Genomic DNA, 16757 nt, shown 5'->3' with positions numbered 1-16757 from the left:
GTTAGCACGGCCGCCCCTTCGCCCGGCAAGCGGCCCACACTGGAGTCACTGACTCATGGATACGTCCAGCATCAACGCCCAGAGCATTTTCGACGACAACGCCGCCATGCTGAAGCTGAGCTGGCTGACGGGGCATGAAGGCTGGGAGCGCGGCTTTTCTTCGGAATCGGTCGCCAACGCCACGTCGAGCGCCGACCTTGTCGGCCACTTGAACCTGATCCACCCGAACCGGATCCAGGTGCTCGGCGACGCCGAAATCGACTACTACACGCGTCAAACCGACGAAGACCGCTCGCGCCATATGGCCGAGCTGATCGCGTTGGAGCCGCCGTTTCTGGTGGTGGCGGGCGGTGTCGCGGCGCCGCCGGAGCTGGTGCTGCGCTGCACGCGCTCGTCCACGCCGCTCTTCACCACGCCAATGTCCGCCGCTGCGGTGATCGACAGCCTGCGCCTGTACATGTCGCGCATTCTCGCGCCGCGCGCCACGCTGCACGGCGTATTTCTCGACATTCTCGGCATGGGCGTGCTGCTCACCGGCGATTCCGGCCTCGGCAAGAGCGAGCTCGGGCTGGAATTGATCAGCCGCGGGCACGGCCTCGTCGCCGACGACGCGGTGGATTTCGTGCGCCTCGGCCCGGATTTCGTCGAAGGACGCTGCCCGCCGCTGCTGCAAAATCTGCTCGAAGTTCGCGGTCTCGGCCTGCTCGACATCAAGACGATCTTCGGTGAAACCGCGGTGCGTCGCAAAATGAAGCTGAAACTGATCGTGCAACTGGTGCGCCGTCCCGACGGCGAATTCCAGCGGTTGCCGCTGGAAAGCCAAACCGTCGATGTGCTCGGTTTGCCGATCAGCAAAGTCACGATTCAGGTTGCGGCCGGCCGCAACCTCGCGGTGCTGGTCGAAGCGGCCGTGCGCAACACGATCCTGCAACTTCGCGGCATCGATACGCTGCGCGACTTCATGGATCGTCAGCGTCTGGCCATGCAGGACCCGGATAGCCAGTTTCCCGGCAAATTGATCTAAATCCGCGACACCCCGCAGCGCCGTGTCAGGACCGCCAACGGCGGCTGCGGCGGCACGCGCACGGGGACCAGATGCTATGATGAACTGTACGGATTCCACGACTCCATGCGCATAATCCTGATCACCGGTATTTCCGGCTCCGGCAAGTCAGTTGCCCTGAACGCGCTTGAAGACGCAGGCTATTACTGCGTCGACAATTTACCGCCGCGTTTTTTGCCGCAACTGGCCAACTATCTCGCCGACGACGGCCACGAACGCCTCGCGGTCGCCATCGACGCGCGCTCGAGCGCCTCGCTCGACGAAATGCCTGCGATGATCCGCGACCTGTCGCGCGCCCACGACGTGCGCGTGCTCTTTCTGAACGCAAGCACGCAGTCGTTGATTCAACGTTTTTCCGAAACGCGCCGTCGTCATCCACTGTCCGGTTCCACCGCGCACGATGCGGACGTCGGCTTGCTGACGTCGCTCGGTGAAGCGATCGAACGCGAACGCGAACTCGTGGCGGGCCTCGTCGAATTCGGCCATCAGATCGACACCAGCAATCTGCGCGCGAACGTGCTGCGTGCATGGGTCAAACGCTTCATCGAGCAGGAAGATGCGGGGCTCGTGCTGATGTTCGAGTCTTTCGGCTTCAAACGCGGCGTGCCGCTCGACGCCGATTTTGTTTTCGACGTCCGCACGCTGCCGAACCCGTACTACGATCATGAGTTGCGACCGCTCACGGGCCTGGACAAACCGGTGATGGATTTTCTCGACGCGCTGCCGGTCGTGCATGAAATGATCGACGACATCGAAAAATATCTCGTCAAATGGCTGCCGCATTTCCGTGACGACAATCGCAGTTATCTAACGGTCGCGATCGGTTGCACGGGCGGCCAGCACCGCTCGGTGTTCATTGCGGAGACGCTCGCCGCGCGTCTCGCAACGTCGGCAAATGTCATTGTGCGGCACCGCGATGCGCCGGTTCCTATCGGCGAATCATCGAAGTTAGTGGCTTAACCGGCCGCGTCGCGCGGCCTCAACTCGAAGCGTTGCGCCATGTCTTCTTCTACTGTGCTTGCCGATGTGCCGCTGTTTCCGCTGCATACGGTGCTGTTTCCCGATGGACTGCTGCCGCTGAAAATCTTCGAAGCACGCTACCTCGATATGGCGCGCGACTGTCTGCGAGACAAAACGCCGTTCGGCGTGTGTCTGCTGAAAAGCGGCGCCGAAGTGGCACGCGCCGAAGAGCCCTCGGTGCCTGAAGCAATCGGCTGTCTCGCCGAAATCGAAGAGTGCGATGTCGAAGCCTTCGGCATGCTGCTGATTCGCGCACGCGGCACGCGGCGGTTTCGCCTGCTTTCCCATCGTGTGGAGAGCAGCGGCTTGCTGGTCGGCATGGCGGAGCCGCTCGGAGAAGACATCCCGCTCGAGGGCAATGAGCAACTGGCCAAATTCGGCGCGTGTGCGGAAGTGCTTGAACGGATCATCGCAACGATCCGCGAACGCGATCCGGACAGCCTGCCGTTCGCGGAGCCGTTCAGGCTGGAAGATCCGTCATGGGTGTCGAACCGGCTCGCGGAAGTGCTGCCGATCGCCCTTCGTGCAAGACAAAAACTGATGGAATTGCAGGACGCAGGCGCCCGGATCGACGTGGTTCATCACTATATGCAGCAACATCAGCTGCTTTGATTTGACGTGCTTTTTGCTCGGGGTTGGCTAGAGCAGCGAGCCGTGCAAACTATCCAGCAGTTTGCGCACCGGCGCGGGTACGCCGAATGAATCGAGATCGCTTAACGCGACCCATGCAGTGTCCGCGTCGCCTAGTGCAGCCAACGCGCCTGCGCCACGATCCAGCTCGGCAAGCCGCGGTTCGATATCCAGCTTGAAATGCGTGAAAACGTGGGTAAGCGGCGCGAGCGGCGAGACCGCTCCGTCACCGCCGAAAGCACGCGCACGCTCGGCCAGCGTAGCTTCGTCGGCGGCTTCCGGCAGGCTCCATAAGCCGCCCCAGATGCCCGACGGGGGGCGCTTTTCCAGCATCACGGCGTTACCGTTGCGTAGCACCAGCATCCATGTGCGGCGCGTCGGCACAGCTTTCTTCGGTCGTGCCGTGGGCAGTTCGCGCTGACGTCCGGTCACGTTGGCCACGCAGTCGGGAGCGAACGGGCAGCGTAGGCAGTCCGGCTTGCCACGCACACATAACGTTGCGCCAAGGTCCATCAGGCCCTGCGTGTAGGCACTGACATCGTCGTCCGATGCGTTGGACGGCAGCAGCGATTCCGCCAGCGTCCACATCGCGTTCTCGACTTTCTTTTCGCCCGGAAAGCCCTCGACGCCAAATACGCGCGCCAATACGCGCTTCACGTTGCCGTCGAGAATCGTGGCACGCGCGCCGAATGCGAACGAGGCGATCGCCGCGGCCGTCGAGCGGCCGATGCCCGGTAGTTCAGCAAGCGCGTCGGCAGACGCAGGGAACGCCCCGCCATGCTGCTCGACGACGACCTGCGCGCAGCGGTGCAGATTGCGCGCGCGAGAGTAGTAGCCGAGGCCTGCCCATAACGCCATTACGTCGTCTGCCGGCGCGGCGGCGAGCGAGGCAACATCCGGACAACGCGCAAGAAACTTTGCGTAGTACGGAATGACCGTCGATACCTGGGTCTGCTGCAGCATGATTTCCGACAACCAGATGCGATACGGATCGCGCGTGTTCTGCCATGGCAGATCATGACGGCCGTGCTGGCGCTGCCACGCAATCAACCGCGCGGAAAAATCAGACATGACTGGAAAAGCAGGCGCGGCAGACGCGGCAGAAGGGCTTAAACGAGAAGGCATTGATAATTTAGCGCTGGCAGGTGGGACAGAAATACGTGGAACGCTGCCCCTGCACGATCTGTTTGATCGGCGTTCCACACACGCGGCATGGCAGGCCCGCGCGATCATAGACGAAATAGTCGAGCTGGAAGTAACCGCTTTCGCCGTCGCTGCCGACGAAATCGCGCAGCGTGCTGCCGCCCTTCTCAATCGCCGCGGCGAGCGTGATACGCACCGCGTCCGCCAGCAACGCGTAGCGCACGAGCGAGACACGACCCGCCGCGGTGGTGGGCCGGATACCGGCGCGAAAGAGGCTTTCGGAGGCGTAGATATTACCCACGCCGACCACGATCTCCCCTGCCAGCAGCGCCTGCTTCACCGACACCTTGCGCCCGCGCGTGAGCCGGTGCATCAACGCGCCGGAAAACGCCGGCGAAAACGGTTCGACACCGAGGCCCGCGAGCAGCGGATGCTCGAGTACGTCGCCGGCTTCGCGCGGGTGCCACAGCACCGCGCCGAAACGCCGCGGATCGCGATAGCGCAAAATGAATTCGTCGAAAATCCAGTCGACGTGATCGTGTTTCGCCGCGGCCGGCGGATGCGGCACATGACGCAGCACACGCAGCGTGCCGGTCATGCCCAGATGCACGATGAACCAGCCGGCATCAATCTCGAACAGCAGATACTTGCCGCGCCGCTCGACCTTGCGCACCACGCTGCCGCGCAAGGTTTTCGCAAGGTCCGCCGGAATCGGCCACCGCAGCGCGGGCGTACGCACCTCGACGCGTTCAACCTTGCGCCCGGACACATACGGTTCGATTCCCCTTCGGGTAACCTCAACTTCTGGCAACTCTGGCATGTCTAACTGGTCTGCAACTTGCGTCGTTGGTTGTGCGCGTATTGTAGCGAGCGCGTTACAATCGTCCGAAACATTGAACGGATTTCCATGAACTTGTCCTTCGTGAAGCTGTTTTCGAAGCGCCCGGCTAGCGCATCCCGCGTGCCGAACGCCGTGTCCGCTCGCCGCATGCTCGGTGCCGCCGCGCTCGCCGTCTGGGCGCTGGCTGCCGTGCCCGCGCACGCGCAGGATCCATCGCCGGACTCGGATGACACGTCTGTCACCCTGCCTGACCCGCTCGGTCCGGCGACGGCAGAAGACCAGAAGTCTCTGCCGGGCGTGCCGCTGTCCAGCCAGATCGTATTCCAGGTGCTCGCCGCCGAGGTCGCATTGCAACGCGACCAGCCGGCGCCCGCCTACCAGACCTACCTCGCGCTCGCGCGCGACACGCACGATCCGCGCATGGCGCAACGCGCCACGGAAATCGCGTTGGCCGCGCAAAGCCCGTCGGACGCTTTGGCCGCCGCGCAATTGTGGCAGCAGTATGCGCCGAATTCGGAACGCGCCGCGCAACTTGACGCGTCCCTGCTCGTGTTGTCCGGCAAGCCTGACGACGCTGAACCGATCCTCGCCGGGGAACTCGCGAAAGTGCCCGCCGACAATCGCGGCAGTGCGATTCTGGCGTTGCAGCTGTTGCTTTCGCGCGGTCCGAACCGGATCGGCGGCCTGCATGTCCTGCAAGACCTGCTGAAAAACGACCTGAACCGGCCGGAGGCGCAACTGGCCATCGCGCGCCAGCAACTTGTTTCCAACGACGCGCCGGGCGCGCGCAAGTCGCTCGAACAGGCGCTCGCGCTCAAACCAGACTATTTGCCGGCCGCGCTGACGCTGTCGCAGATGGGTCCGGAGGAGCGCAAGGAAGGCATCGCGTCGCTCGAGAAGTACGTGCAGCAGAACCCGAAATCGCATGACGCGCGCCTCGCGCTCGCGCAGATGTATCTCGCGAGCGACCGTCTGGACGACGCGCAGAAGCAGTTCGAGATCATGCACAAGAACAACGCGGCTGACCTCACGCCGCTGATGGCGCTCGCGCTGATCAAGATCCAGCAGAAGAATTTCAACGACGCGCAGACCTACCTGACCCAGTACGCACAGCAAGCCGAAAAAACGCCGAACGCCGATCCGGGCCAGGCGTATATCTATCTTGCGCAACTGTCGCTCGAACAGAAGAACGAGGCGGCAGCGAGCAGCTGGCTGAACAAGGTTTCGACATCGAGCCAGCAATATATGCCTGCGCAGATCACGCGTGCGCAATTGCTCGCCAAGCAAGGCAAGACGGAAGACGCGCGCAAACTGCTGGCGGGCCTGCAGGCACCCGATCCGCGTGACCAGGCGCTGATTGCCCGCACCGACGCGGCCATTCTGTTCGACGCGAAGCGTTACCCGGAGGCGGAATCACGCCTGCAACAAGCAACGGCGGCCTTCCCCGACGATCCCGATCTCACCTACGACTACGCCATGGCCGCCGAAAAGACCGGCCATTACGACGTCATGGAAGCGCAGTTGCGCAAGCTGATCCAGACGCAGCCGGACAATCCGCAGGCGTATAACGCGCTCGGCTATTCGCTGGCCGATCGCAATCAGCGCCTGTCGGAAGCGGATAAGCTGGTCGAGAAGGCCTCGTCGCTGGCACCGAACGACGCCTTCATCATGGACAGTGTCGGCTGGGTCAAGTACCGGATGGGCGATACATCGGATGCGATCAAGCTGCTGCGCAAAGCGTACGACCTCCAGCCGAACGCCGAAATTGGCGCGCACCTCGGCGAAGTGTTGTGGAAAACCGGCGCGCAGGATCAGGCTCGCGCCGCTTTCCGTGACGCGCGCAAGCTCGAACCGGACAACGACACCCTGGTTAAAACGCTGCAACGCCTTCAGGTGAACGATCTTTGATGCGTCTTTCCCGCTTGATCTCCTATCCCGGGGCGCCGCGCGGCGCGGCGCTCGGATTCGTAGCGGCGGCGGTTGTCGCGTTGGCCGGTTGTGCATCGGTGAAGCCGCAGGGGCCGTCCACGTCGAATGCGGCGACATCCGTCTCCACGCAGACCACCCGTGCCTATCAAGGCCGGTTCGCGATCCAGTACAACGATCAGAACGGCCAGCAGCGCAATGCTTATGGCAACTTCACCTGGCAGGAAACGGGTGACACGGTCACCCTGCAATTGCGCAATCCGCTCGGTCAGACACTGGCGATCGTGACTTCGTCGCCCGCTTCGGCCACGCTTGAACTGCCGAACCGTCAACCGCTCACCGCCGACAATGTCTCCACGCTGATGCAGAATGCGCTCGGATTTGTGTTGCCGGTCGAAGGGCTGCGCTACTGGCTGCAGCCTTCGCCGGCACCGACTTCGCGCGCCAGGACCGAGAAGGATCCGGATCAGCCCTCGCGCTTGAAACAGATCACGCAGGACGGCTGGACGATCGATTACCTGGCCTATGCCGAGGCGCCGGCCACCGGCGTGAAGCGTCTGAACCTGAGCCGCTCGGAACCGCCGCTCGACATCAAGCTCGTGCTGGACCAATAGTCGCGCGTGTTCGCACAACCCTTGCCGCATCTTTGGCGCCACTATGGCGCATGTAGCCCTGACTCATGATTGAAACGACCGATTCGCTGCGCGATTGCCTCGCGCCCGCGAAACTCAACCTGTTCCTGCACATCACCGGCCGCCGGGCAGACGGCTATCACACGCTGCAAACCGTCTTCCAGTTGCTCGACTGGGGCGACACCCTGCACTTCAAGCGGCGCGACGACGGCCTCATCACGCGCAGCACCGAAATCGCCGACGTTCCGCCGGAACACGATCTCACCGTGCGCGCCGCATCGCTCCTGAAGGCGCATACGGGCTCGCCCGAGGGTGTCGATATCGAAATCGAAAAGCGCCTGCCGATGGGCGCGGGCCTCGGCGGTGGCAGTTCCGATGCGGCCACCACACTACTCGCGCTCAACCGTCTCTGGAAACTCGATTTGCCGCGACTGGAGCTGCAGGCGCTGGCGCTGAAACTCGGCGCCGACGTGCCGTTCTTTATTTTTGGAAAAAATGCGTTCGCCGAGGGTGTCGGAGAAGCTTTGGACGTTGTACAATTGCCGCCGCGCCATTTCCTAGTAGTGACGCCGAGGGTTCATGTTCCGACTGCAGCGATTTTTTCCGAAAAAGCGTTGACAAGAGATTCGAAACCCCTCATAATTACGGACTTTCCTGCAGAACTTAGCTGCAACACTGAATGGCCAGAAAGTTTCGGCCGCAATGACATGCAGCAGGTTGTCGTGGGAAAATACGCGGAAGTAGCGCAAGTGCTGCGGTGGTTTGAAAACATCGCACCAGCGCGGATGTCTGGGTCAGGTGCAAGTGTATTTGCAGCGTTCCGTAGTCAAGCTGAAGCAGAAGCGGCGCAAGCCAAACTGCCCGGCGAATGGAACAGCGCAGTGACTGCAGGTCTCGATCAGCATCCACTCTTTGCTTTCGCGTCATAAGTTTTGCCTCGTCGAACGTTCCCTCGTTCGGTGAAGCTCAAAGTTAGTGTAGGGGAGTCGCCAAGTTGGTTAAGGCACCGGATTTTGATTCCGGCATTCGAAGGTTCGACTCCTTCCTCCCCTGCCAAAAATTCTCGCATTTCCCTCGCCCCCCAGCCTGAAGCAGGTGCACGATGAGCAGCCATGACGGCCTGATGGTTTTTACTGGCAACGCAAATCCCGCGCTTGCACAGGAAGTCGTCAAAATCCTCGGTATTCCCCTCGGCAAAGCAATGGTTAGCCGTTTCTCGGACGGTGAAATCCAGGTCGAGATTCAGGAAAACGTGCGTGGCAAGGATGTCTTCGTCCTGCAGTCCACCTGCGCACCGGCGAATGACAATCTGATGGAACTGATGATCATGGTCGATGCGCTCAAGCGCGCATCCGCCGGCCGGATCACCGCAGCCATCCCCTACTTCGGTTATGCCCGTCAAGATCGTCGCCCGCGTTCAGCGCGCGTCGCCATCTCGGCGAAGATCGTGGCGAACATGCTGGAAATCGCCGGTGTCGAGCGGATCATTACGATGGATCTGCACGCCGACCAGATTCAAGGCTTCTTCGACATCCCGGTCGACAACATCTACGCTACGCCCGTGCTGCTCGGCGATCTGCGCAAGCAGAACTACGAGAACCTGCTGGTCGTTTCACCGGACGTCGGCGGCGTGGTGCGTGCCCGTGCATTGGCCAAGCAACTGAATTGCGATCTCGCGATCATCGACAAACGCCGCCCGAAGGCGAACGTTGCCGAAGTGATGAACATCATCGGTGAAGTCGAAGGCCGCACCTGCGTGATCATGGACGACATGGTCGACACCGCAGGCACGCTTTGCAAGGCAGCTCAGGTTTTGAAGGAACGCGGTGCGAAGCAGGTGTTCGCTTACGCCACCCACCCGGTTCTGTCGGGCGGTGCAGGCGAGCGTATCGCAGCTTCGGCACTCGACGAAGTCGTTGTCACCGACACGATCCCGCTCGGCGAAGAAGCTCGCTCGTGCCCCAAGATTCGTGCGTTGAGCAGCGCCGGCCTGCTTGCCGAAACGTTCTCGCGGATTCGCCGCGGCGATTCGGTGATGTCGCTGTTCGCTGAAAGTTAAGTATTTGCGAAGGCGCCGCGCGCATTGCAGTACCGCGCGCTGCGCTTTTGCACAATTGGCATGAACGAACGAAGGTTCGTGCCATCGCTCTGGGGCCTCAGCCGAAAAGGCTTGGAGGCCCCGTTTTTACTGCCTGGTCGCGGGCAGTGCATTGGAGATTTAACATGAAAGTAGTCGCTTTCGAGCGTTCTTTGCAAGGTACGGGTGCGAGCCGCCGCCTGCGTATCTCGGGTAAGACCCCGGGCATCGTATATGGCGCTGGTGCTGACACGCAATTGGTCGAACTGGACCACAACGCACTTTGGCACGCGCTGAAGAAAGAAGTTTTCCACTCGTCGATTCTCGACCTGGAAATCGGTGGCAAGTCGCAACAGGTTCTGCTGCGCGACGTGCAATACCATCCGTTCCGTCAGCTCGTGCTGCACGTGGACTTCCAGCGCGTCGACGCGAAGAAGAAGCTGCACACCAAGGTGCCGCTGCACTTCATGAACCAGGAAACCAACCCGGCAGTGAAGCTGTCGAGCGCGGTGATCTCGCACGTCCTCAACGAAATCGAAATCGAGTGCCTGCCGTCGGCACTGCCGGAATTCCTCGAAGTCGACCTGGCGAAGATCGAAGCGGGTCAGTCGCTGCACGCCAAGGACATCGCTCTGCCGGCAGGCGTGGCACTGGTTGCTCACATTGAAGCAGAAAACCCGGTCATCGCAACTGCGACGATCCCGGCTGGCGCAATCGCTGAAGGCGACGCCGCTGCTGCTGCTGAAGGCGAAACGCCGGCTGCCTAAGGTCCTCTTGGCCCTTTCGGCACCAAGCAAGCAATCCTCTCGATCCGTTTCAATGAAACGGTCGACGTCACCCGCCGAGGTTCGCCCCGGCGGGTTTTTTTTCGGTTTTTTTCGGCTCGGCCGTGTTCGGCGTCCGGGCCAGATGGACCTACGCAATCATGATCAAGCTGATCGTCGGGCTCGGCAATCCGGGCGCTGAATACACCGCGACGCGCCACAATGCCGGCTTCTGGCTGGCCGATCAACTGGCGCGCGAAGCCGGCACGACAATGCGCGACGAGCGGCGCTTCCACGGTTTCTACGCGAAGGCCCGGCTTCACGGCGAAGAAGTGCATCTACTGGAACCGCAGACATATATGAACCGCTCGGGGCAGTCGGTCGTGGCGGTCGCTCAGTTCTTCAAGATTCTTCCGGACGAAATCCTGGTCGCACACGACGAACTCGATATGCCGCCCGGCAGCGTCAAATTGAAACTCGGTGGCGGCAGCGGCGGCCATAACGGGCTGAAGGACATCACCGCGCATCTGTCCTCGCAACAGTATTGGCGGCTGCGGATCGGCATCGGTCATCCGCGCGATCTCATTCCCGAAAGCGCGCGAGCCGGTGCCAAGCCGGACGTCGCCAATTACGTGCTGAAACCGCCGCGGCGGGAAGAACAGGAAGTGATCGATGCGTCGATCGAACGCGCGTTGGCCGTGATGCCACAGATCATCAAAGGCGAACTCGAGCGGGCGACGATGCAACTGCATCGCAATAATCCCTGAGCGACGGCTTGCTCGCGCCTACATCGCTTTATCACCGTTTCGCCCATTTCGCCCGTTTCGCCATCGCCAGGAGAATCGCTTGAGCCGCTACTGGAGTGACATCGTCCACCGTCTGACGCCGTATGTGCCGGGCGAGCAGCCCGTGGTTGCGCATCCGGTGAAGCTGAACACCAACGAGAATCCTTATCCGCCGTCGCCGCGCGTGCTTGACGCGATCCGTCATGAACTGGGCGACGCGTGCGAGTCACTGCGGCGCTATCCCGACCCGACCGCGCGAAAGTTGCGCGAAACGGTAGCCGCGTACCACGGCATCCGGCCGGAACAGGTATTCGCGGGCAACGGCTCGGACGAAGTGCTCGCGCTCACCTTTCAGGCCTTGCTGAAGCACGACAAACCGTTGCTGTTTCCGGATATCACGTACAGCTTCTACCCGACCTACGCGCGGCTCTTTGAAGTCGACTATCGGACGGTCGCACTCGACGACAGCTTTGCCATCCACGTCGACGACTACGCAACGCCCAACGGCGGCGTACTGTTCCCGAACCCGAACGCGCCGACTGGACGACCGCTGCCGCTCGCCGATATCGAGCGCCTGGTGGCGAGAAACACCGAATCGGTCGTGGTAATCGATGAGGCCTATGTCGATTTCGGCGCCGAATCGGCCATCGCACTGATCGACCGCTATCCCAACCTGCTGGTGATCCAGACAGTCTCGAAGTCGCGTTCGCTGGCCGGCATGCGCGTCGGCTTCGCGTTCGGCAATCCGGAATTGATCGACGCACTGAACCGCGTGAAAGACAGCTTCAACTCGTATCCGCTCGACCGTCTGGCACAAGTCGCGGCCGTCGCCGCCTACAAGGACGATGCGTGGTTCCGCGACAACTGCGCCAAGGTGATTGCCAGCCGCGAGCGGTTGGCGGCAGGCTTGACGGCACTGGGCTTCGAGGTGGTACCGTCGGCGGCGAATCTGCTGTTCGCGCGTCACGAAGGCTACGACGCGGCGACGCTCGTCGCACGGCTAAGGGAAAGGGAAATCTTCGTGCGCCACTTCAAGGCGGCGCGAATCGACCAGCACCTGCGAATCTCGGTCGGCACGGATGCCGAATGCGGCATTCTGCTGGATGCACTGCGCGACATTTTCAGCGCTTACGTTGGGTAACGATCAGGCAACGATCGGGACAGCCACGCGCCCAACACCGGGCGTTGTTGTAAAAGAAAACGGCGAGGCAGACGCCTCGCCGTTCACGATCATTCAAACCCTCACGCGCCCTTCGCAGCCTGCAGCGCGTGGTACTTCGCCATCAAACCGTCCGCCGTTTCCAGATGCTCAGGGTCGCGCGGAATGCACTCGACCGGGCACACCTGAATACACTGCGGCTCGTCGAAATGGCCGACACACTCGGTGCATTTCTTCGGGTCGATCACGTAGATTTCCGGGCCCATCGAAATCGCGTCGTTCGGGCACTCGGGCTCGCACACGTCGCAATTGATGCACTCGTCGGTAATCATCAAGGCCATACTTCTCTCACTTCGCGCCGGCCGAAGCCAGCTTTGATCCGTCAATCCGACAGTTTACGCCGGTTACGGTTGTCCCGCCGAGACGCCGTCATTCGGATCCAGCGCGGCAACCTTCTCGGTCAGCCATTTTTCGACCGACGGGAACACGAACTTGCTGACGTCGCCGCCCAGTTGCGCGATCTCACGCACGATGGTGCCGGAGATGAACTGGTATTGATCGGACGGCGTCATGAACATGGTTTCGACGTCCGGCAGCAGATAGCGGTTCATGCCGGCCATCTGGAACTCATATTCAAAGTCCGAGACGGCGCGCAGGCCGCGCACGATTACGCGCGCGTTATTGCTGCGAACGAAGTCCTTCAATAGCCCTTTGAAGCTCATCACCTGAACGTTCGGGTAGTGCCCGAGCACTTCATGAGCGATGTCCAGACGCTCTTTCAGGGTGAAAAATGGCTTCTTGTTACGGCTGTCGGCAACGCCCACCACCAACGTATCGAAAATGCTCGACGCGCGTCGAACGAGGTCTTCGTGACCGCGCGTCAGCGGGTCGAACGTGCCCGGGTACACGGCGACTACCATGAGACTTCTCCTCTCTTCAGACAAAAGGGCACGTCAAAGCGTCCACGCGACGCATTTGGCACCGACCGCACGCGTGACGGTAACCCATCCGCGGCTTGTTTTGGAACGCGCATTATTCCTTATTTTCGCGCTGCAGCAAATGAAAGTGGACAGCCCCCGCTTTGCCATGCCGCACGATTTCCCATCCAGCGAGTGTCTCGTTCCCATCGAGTTCGAGCGGAACGCCCGCCTCCACATACAGAAACCCTTCCGGGCTCAGCAGCGGCACGGCCAGAGCAAGCGCCTTGTCGAGCAGATCGCCGCCGAACGGCGGATCGAGGAAAACCACGTCGAACGATCCCGGTGCGAGACTCGCCGCGAGGCGCAAGCCGTCGGCTTCCGCGATTTCGATGGTGCGCGCCGACAGGTGCTCCTGGTTCGAGCGCAACTGGTTGGCGGCCCGCGCATTGCGCTCAACCATTAACACCCGCGCCGCGCCGCGCGAGGCGGCCTCGAAGCCAAGCGCGCCGCTACCGGCGAACAGATCGAGGCAGCGCTGGCCGTCCAGCCGTTGGCCGAGCCAGTTGAACAGCGTTTCGCGCACGCGGTCGGGCGTGGGGCGCAGGCCGTCGAGGTCGAGGACGGGCAGCGGCGTGCGCTTCCAGTCGCCGCCGATGATACGGATGGCGTGCGGCTTGCCGCCTTTGGACGAAGCGCCGTGAGCGCGTGAAGGAGCAGAACGGGGCATGCAGTTTCGAATACGTGATAGGGACGCCCGCGACGCCGATGCGCGTGGGTTGGAGGCCAACGTTACCACAGGGGCGCGCGGCGTCCAGCCTGGCCATTCGGTCAATACGACGGGCGGCGGCGCGCCTGATAAAATATGCGGCTTCCAGCGCCTTGCATCCCGCATCGCAACGCTGCCTGCCGCTCCCACGGGCTTGTCCCGGCTGCGCGCATCGGCGCGCGCTCTCACCACGCCAGATCATGTTCAGCTTTTTCAAACGATTCAAGGGTTCGAAAGAGTCCGATAACGCGCCAGAAGAATCGCAGACTGCGCCGGAAGCCTTGGCGCCAGAGCCCGTCGCGCCGCCGGCTCCGCAGCCGGCAGATCCGGTTAGCGCCGATACGCAGCCGGCAACCGCGGTGTCAGTCAATGAACCGGAACCCGAGACAAGCGCGCTCGAAACCGTCGAAATCGTCCCGCCACCCATGCAGGACGCAAGCGCAAAGCGCTCGTGGCTCACTCGCCTGAAGACCGGCCTGTCGAAAACGAGCTCGAGCCTGACCGGCATTTTCGTCGGCACGAAGATCGACGAGGATTTGTACGAAGAACTCGAGACTGCACTGCTCATGTCGGATGCGGGTGTGGAAGCCACGGAGTTCCTGCTCGAATCGCTGCGCGAGAAGGTGCGCAGCGAGCGCCTCACCGATCCTCTGCAGGTGAAAGCAGCGCTGCGTACGCTGCTGATCGACCTGCTCAAGCCGCTGGAAAAATCGCTGATGCTCGGCCACGCGCAGCCGCTGGTCGTGATGATCGCGGGCGTGAACGGCGCGGGCAAAACCACCAGCATCGGCAAGCTCGCCAAGCATTTGCAGAGCTTCGATCAGTCGGTGCTGCTGGCTGCGGGCGACACCTTCCGCGCCGCCGCGCGCGAGCAACTTGCAATCTGGGGCCAGCGCAACAACGTGACCGTGGTGTCGCAGGAAAGCGGCGACCCGGCAGCCGTGATTTACGACGCGGTGGGCGCCGCGCGTGCACGCAAGATCGACGTCATGATGGCGGACACGGCCGGCCGTCTTCCGACCCAGCTGCATCTGATGGAAGAACTGCGCAAGGTGAAGCGCGTGATCGGCAAGGCGCAAGACGGCGCGCCGCATGAGGTGCTGCTGGTGATCGACGCGAACACCGGCCAGAATGGCCTCGCGCAAGTGAAAGCCTTCGACGACGCACTCGGCCTCACTGGCCTGATCGTCACCAAACTCGACGGCACAGCGAAGGGCGGCATTCTTGCGGCAATCGCCCGTCAGCGCCCGATCCCGGTGTACTTCATCGGCGTCGGCGAAAAGGTCGAGGACTTGCAGCCTTTCAGCGCCGAAGAGTTTTCAGACGCGTTGCTGGGCGGTTGAATATCGCAACGTTCGTCGCAGAACAAGCAAAAAGGGCACTCTTCCGAGTGCCCTTTTTTCATTCAACATTCAAGCCACGGTGTCATTCCGCGTCGGGCTGAACACCAGGCGCGGCACGAGCGAACACGTCGAGTTGCATCGCATGATCGTAGATGCGCTGAATCGTTGGAAACCTCGCCGTGTCGACGTTGAAGCGCTGCGCGTTGAACACTTGCGGAATCAGGCATGCGTCGGCCAGAGTCGGGCTGTCGCCGAAGCAAAGCTTGCCGGTGCGCGAATCGCCCGCCAGATGCGCCTCGAGCGTCGCAAAGCCCGCTTCGACCCAATGCTTGTACCACGCGTCCTTCGCGTCGTTGTCCGCACACAGCGTGTGTTTCAGGTACTTCAGCACGCGCAGATTGTTCAGCGGATGAATCTCGCACGCCACCTGCAACGCTACCGAGCGCACATACGCGCGATCGGCCGCCGTCCCGGGCAATAGCGGCGGTTCCGGATGCATTTCCTCCAGATACTCGATGATCGCGAGCGACTGCGGGATCACTTCGTTGCCGTCGACGAACGTGGGCACGATGCCATCCACATTCACCTTGCGGTACTCAGGCTTCAGTTGCTCGCCGCCATCGCGCACGAGGTGCACCGGGACATAGTCGTACGGCAGATTCTTCACGTTCAGCGCGATGCGCACGCGATAAGACGCCGAGCTTCGGAAGTAGCTGTAAAGCTTCATGTTGTGTGTCTCCTCCAACCGCTCGTCAGACTACGCGCACGCTGAGCTCGCCGAGCCCGTCCACGCCGCCTTTCATGAGGTCGCCCTGCACCACCGCGCCGACGCCTTCCGGCGTGCCGGTGAAAATCAGGTCACCCGGTTGCAGTTCGAACAACGTCGACAGACAGGCAACCGTCTCGGCCACCGACCAGATCAGTTGCGACACGTCCGAGTTCTGCTTTTCCTCGCCGTTCACCGACAACCAGATCGCGCCCTTGCCGACGTGGCCGACCGTCGTTACCGGATGAATCGGGCCGAGCGGCGCCGACTGATCGAAGCCTTTCGCGGTATCCCACGGACGGCCCAGCTTCTTCGCTTCGGCCTGCAGATCCCGGCGCGTCATGTCGAGACCGAGTGCATAGCCATACACGTGGTCGAGCGCGCTTTCGGCTGGAATGTTCTTGCCGCCTTTGCCGATCGCCGCCACCAGTTCCATCTCGAAGTGGACGTTCTTCGATTGCGGCGGATAGGGAAATTCACCGGTCGCACCCGGCGCGACATACAGCACGGCATCGGCCGGCTTGGTGAAGAAGAACGGCGGTTCGCGGTCCGGATCGTGCCCCATCTCGCGCGCGTGCGCCTCGTAATTGCGGCCCACACAGTAGATGCGACGCACCGCGAACTGCTCGCTGGCCCCCACGACCGGCACCGCGACTACCGGTGCGGGTGCAAATACGTAACTCATCCCGTTCTCCGTTTTTTGAATTGCGCCGCGCCCGCGCGGCCATAAAACATCGAGTGTAACGCGCAGCAAAGCGCAGCGCAGCCGATCGGCGCAGGCACGCGAACCGGCGCTCCCGGCAGATCGTCTCACCGGAGCGCCGGACCGCCGAACCGCCATAGATGCGATACTCACACTGAAGAGTGTCCCTTGAATACCGTAGCCGACCGCCCAAGGCGGTACGCCACCTCGTCCCACTGC

The 16757-nt window shown here is 62.0% G+C and carries 18 protein-coding genes and 1 tRNA gene; 12 read left to right on the top strand and 7 right to left on the bottom strand.

Features of this window, described 5'->3' with window-relative positions; translation table 11 throughout:
* Positions 1–55 precede the first annotated feature (55 nt).
* From hprK to KHO23_RS00855, 3 genes are all read left to right on the top strand, one after another.
* A complete protein-coding gene (hprK, locus tag KHO23_RS00865) occupies positions 56–1024 on the top strand; it encodes an HPr(Ser) kinase/phosphatase (protein ID WP_211608704.1) in 969 nt (322 codons plus the stop codon).
* A 105-nt stretch (positions 1025–1129) separates the two neighbouring features.
* Complete coding sequence (gene rapZ / locus KHO23_RS00860; protein ID WP_211608703.1) at positions 1130–2023, top strand: RNase adapter RapZ; 894 nt, start codon at positions 1130–1132, stop codon at positions 2021–2023.
* 39 nt (positions 2024–2062) lie between these two features.
* Positions 2063–2695, top strand: coding sequence for an LON peptidase substrate-binding domain-containing protein (locus KHO23_RS00855; RefSeq protein WP_211608702.1), 633 nt, complete (start codon positions 2063–2065; stop codon positions 2693–2695).
* Between the two features lie 27 nt (positions 2696–2722).
* On the opposite strand, the gene mutY is transcribed toward KHO23_RS00855, so the two are convergent.
* Complete coding sequence (gene mutY, locus KHO23_RS00850; RefSeq protein WP_211608701.1) at positions 2723–3838, bottom strand: A/G-specific adenine glycosylase; 1116 nt, start codon at positions 3836–3838, stop codon at positions 2723–2725.
* A 7-nt stretch (positions 3839–3845) separates the two neighbouring features.
* Positions 3846–4676, bottom strand: coding sequence for a bifunctional DNA-formamidopyrimidine glycosylase/DNA-(apurinic or apyrimidinic site) lyase (gene mutM, locus KHO23_RS00845; protein ID WP_211608700.1), 831 nt, complete (start codon positions 4674–4676; stop codon positions 3846–3848).
* An 87-nt stretch (positions 4677–4763) separates the two neighbouring features.
* Here mutM and KHO23_RS00840 point away from each other — a divergent pair, with 87 nt between their 5' ends.
* The 8 genes from KHO23_RS00840 (at position 4764) to hisC (ending at position 12022) form a co-directional block, all read left to right on the top strand.
* Positions 4764–6605 (top strand): tetratricopeptide repeat protein, encoded by a 1842-nt coding sequence (locus KHO23_RS00840; protein WP_211608699.1) that lies wholly within the window; start codon positions 4764–4766, stop codon positions 6603–6605.
* Positions 6605–7237, top strand: coding sequence for a lipoprotein insertase outer membrane protein LolB (gene lolB / locus KHO23_RS00835; protein WP_211608698.1), 633 nt, complete (start codon positions 6605–6607; stop codon positions 7235–7237). The genes KHO23_RS00840 and lolB overlap by 1 nt, the downstream gene beginning before the upstream one ends.
* Before the next feature lie 65 nt (positions 7238–7302).
* Complete coding sequence (ispE, locus tag KHO23_RS00830; RefSeq protein ID WP_211608697.1) at positions 7303–8184, top strand: 4-(cytidine 5'-diphospho)-2-C-methyl-D-erythritol kinase; 882 nt, start codon at positions 7303–7305, stop codon at positions 8182–8184.
* 50 nt (positions 8185–8234) lie between these two features.
* A tRNA-Gln gene (locus KHO23_RS00825) sits at positions 8235–8311 on the top strand.
* Positions 8312–8357: 46 nt separating this feature from the next.
* On the top strand, positions 8358–9314 hold the full coding sequence (locus KHO23_RS00820) for a ribose-phosphate pyrophosphokinase (protein ID WP_120297551.1): 957 nt from the start codon (positions 8358–8360) through the stop codon (positions 9312–9314).
* 164 nt (positions 9315–9478) lie between these two features.
* The gene (locus KHO23_RS00815; RefSeq protein ID WP_211608696.1) at positions 9479–10099 is read left to right on the top strand and encodes a 50S ribosomal protein L25/general stress protein Ctc; all 621 of its coding nucleotides are present in this window, start codon (positions 9479–9481) and stop codon (positions 10097–10099) included.
* 158 nt (positions 10100–10257) lie between these two features.
* Complete coding sequence (gene pth, locus KHO23_RS00810) at positions 10258–10863, top strand: aminoacyl-tRNA hydrolase (RefSeq protein ID WP_211608695.1); 606 nt, start codon at positions 10258–10260, stop codon at positions 10861–10863.
* Between the two features lie 79 nt (positions 10864–10942).
* On the top strand, positions 10943–12022 hold the full coding sequence (gene hisC, locus KHO23_RS00805; RefSeq protein WP_211608694.1) for a histidinol-phosphate transaminase: 1080 nt from the start codon (positions 10943–10945) through the stop codon (positions 12020–12022).
* 101 nt (positions 12023–12123) lie between these two features.
* Here the strand turns inward: hisC and KHO23_RS00800 are convergent, their stop codons facing one another.
* The 3 genes from KHO23_RS00800 to rsmD form a co-directional block, all read right to left on the bottom strand.
* Positions 12124–12381, bottom strand: coding sequence for a YfhL family 4Fe-4S dicluster ferredoxin (locus KHO23_RS00800; RefSeq protein WP_211608693.1), 258 nt, complete (start codon positions 12379–12381; stop codon positions 12124–12126).
* A gap of 63 nt (positions 12382–12444) precedes the next feature.
* On the bottom strand, positions 12445–12960 hold the full coding sequence (coaD, locus tag KHO23_RS00795; RefSeq protein ID WP_120297547.1) for a pantetheine-phosphate adenylyltransferase: 516 nt from the start codon (positions 12958–12960) through the stop codon (positions 12445–12447).
* 112 nt (positions 12961–13072) lie between these two features.
* Positions 13073–13687, bottom strand: coding sequence for a 16S rRNA (guanine(966)-N(2))-methyltransferase RsmD (gene rsmD / locus KHO23_RS00790; RefSeq protein ID WP_211608692.1), 615 nt, complete (start codon positions 13685–13687; stop codon positions 13073–13075).
* A 239-nt stretch (positions 13688–13926) separates the two neighbouring features.
* Here rsmD and ftsY point away from each other — a divergent pair, with 239 nt between their 5' ends.
* On the top strand, positions 13927–15069 hold the full coding sequence (ftsY, locus tag KHO23_RS00785; protein ID WP_211608691.1) for a signal recognition particle-docking protein FtsY: 1143 nt from the start codon (positions 13927–13929) through the stop codon (positions 15067–15069).
* 82 nt (positions 15070–15151) lie between these two features.
* Here ftsY and maiA read toward each other — a convergent pair whose 3' ends face one another.
* Positions 15152–15796, bottom strand: a complete 645-nt coding sequence (gene maiA / locus KHO23_RS00780) for a maleylacetoacetate isomerase (RefSeq protein ID WP_211608690.1) — start codon at positions 15794–15796, stop codon at positions 15152–15154.
* A 25-nt stretch (positions 15797–15821) separates the two neighbouring features.
* Entirely contained in the window at positions 15822–16520 is a 699-nt protein-coding gene (locus KHO23_RS00775; protein ID WP_211608689.1) for a fumarylacetoacetate hydrolase family protein, read from the bottom strand.
* Positions 16521–16757: the final 237 nt, after the last annotated feature.

It is taken from the genome of Paraburkholderia haematera, from assembly GCF_905220975.1.
Taxonomy (GTDB): domain Bacteria; phylum Pseudomonadota; class Gammaproteobacteria; order Burkholderiales; family Burkholderiaceae; genus Paraburkholderia; species Paraburkholderia haematera.
Note: the sequence above shows the minus strand (reverse complement) of the source record. Positions and strands in the feature narration are given on the sequence as shown.

Excerpts from the sequence above, each read along its gene's own strand:
- mutM (WP_211608700.1), bottom strand. The coding sequence starts at position 4,676 with ATGCCAGAGTTGCCAGAAGTTGAGGTTACCCGAAGGGGAATCGAACCG.
- KHO23_RS00840 (WP_211608699.1), top strand. The coding sequence starts at position 4,764 with ATGAACTTGTCCTTCGTGAAGCTGTTTTCGAAGCGCCCGGCTAGCGCA.
- KHO23_RS00815 (WP_211608696.1), top strand. The coding sequence starts at position 9,479 with ATGAAAGTAGTCGCTTTCGAGCGTTCTTTGCAAGGTACGGGTGCGAGC.
- pth (WP_211608695.1), top strand. The coding sequence starts at position 10,258 with ATGATCAAGCTGATCGTCGGGCTCGGCAATCCGGGCGCTGAATACACC.
- hprK (WP_211608704.1), top strand. The coding sequence starts at position 56 with ATGGATACGTCCAGCATCAACGCCCAGAGCATTTTCGACGACAACGCC.
- KHO23_RS00800 (WP_211608693.1), bottom strand. The coding sequence starts at position 12,381 with ATGGCCTTGATGATTACCGACGAGTGCATCAATTGCGACGTGTGCGAG.
- mutY (WP_211608701.1), bottom strand. The coding sequence starts at position 3,838 with ATGCCTTCTCGTTTAAGCCCTTCTGCCGCGTCTGCCGCGCCTGCTTTT.
- KHO23_RS00820 (WP_120297551.1), top strand. The coding sequence starts at position 8,358 with ATGAGCAGCCATGACGGCCTGATGGTTTTTACTGGCAACGCAAATCCC.
- rsmD (WP_211608692.1), bottom strand. The coding sequence starts at position 13,687 with ATGCCCCGTTCTGCTCCTTCACGCGCTCACGGCGCTTCGTCCAAAGGC.
- coaD (WP_120297547.1), bottom strand. The coding sequence starts at position 12,960 with ATGGTAGTCGCCGTGTACCCGGGCACGTTCGACCCGCTGACGCGCGGT.
- lolB (WP_211608698.1), top strand. The coding sequence starts at position 6,605 with ATGCGTCTTTCCCGCTTGATCTCCTATCCCGGGGCGCCGCGCGGCGCG.
- rapZ (WP_211608703.1), top strand. The coding sequence starts at position 1,130 with ATGCGCATAATCCTGATCACCGGTATTTCCGGCTCCGGCAAGTCAGTT.
- maiA (WP_211608690.1), bottom strand. The coding sequence starts at position 15,796 with ATGAAGCTTTACAGCTACTTCCGAAGCTCGGCGTCTTATCGCGTGCGC.
- ftsY (WP_211608691.1), top strand. The coding sequence starts at position 13,927 with ATGTTCAGCTTTTTCAAACGATTCAAGGGTTCGAAAGAGTCCGATAAC.
- KHO23_RS00775 (WP_211608689.1), bottom strand. The coding sequence starts at position 16,520 with ATGAGTTACGTATTTGCACCCGCACCGGTAGTCGCGGTGCCGGTCGTG.
- KHO23_RS00855 (WP_211608702.1), top strand. The coding sequence starts at position 2,063 with ATGTCTTCTTCTACTGTGCTTGCCGATGTGCCGCTGTTTCCGCTGCAT.
- ispE (WP_211608697.1), top strand. The coding sequence starts at position 7,303 with ATGATTGAAACGACCGATTCGCTGCGCGATTGCCTCGCGCCCGCGAAA.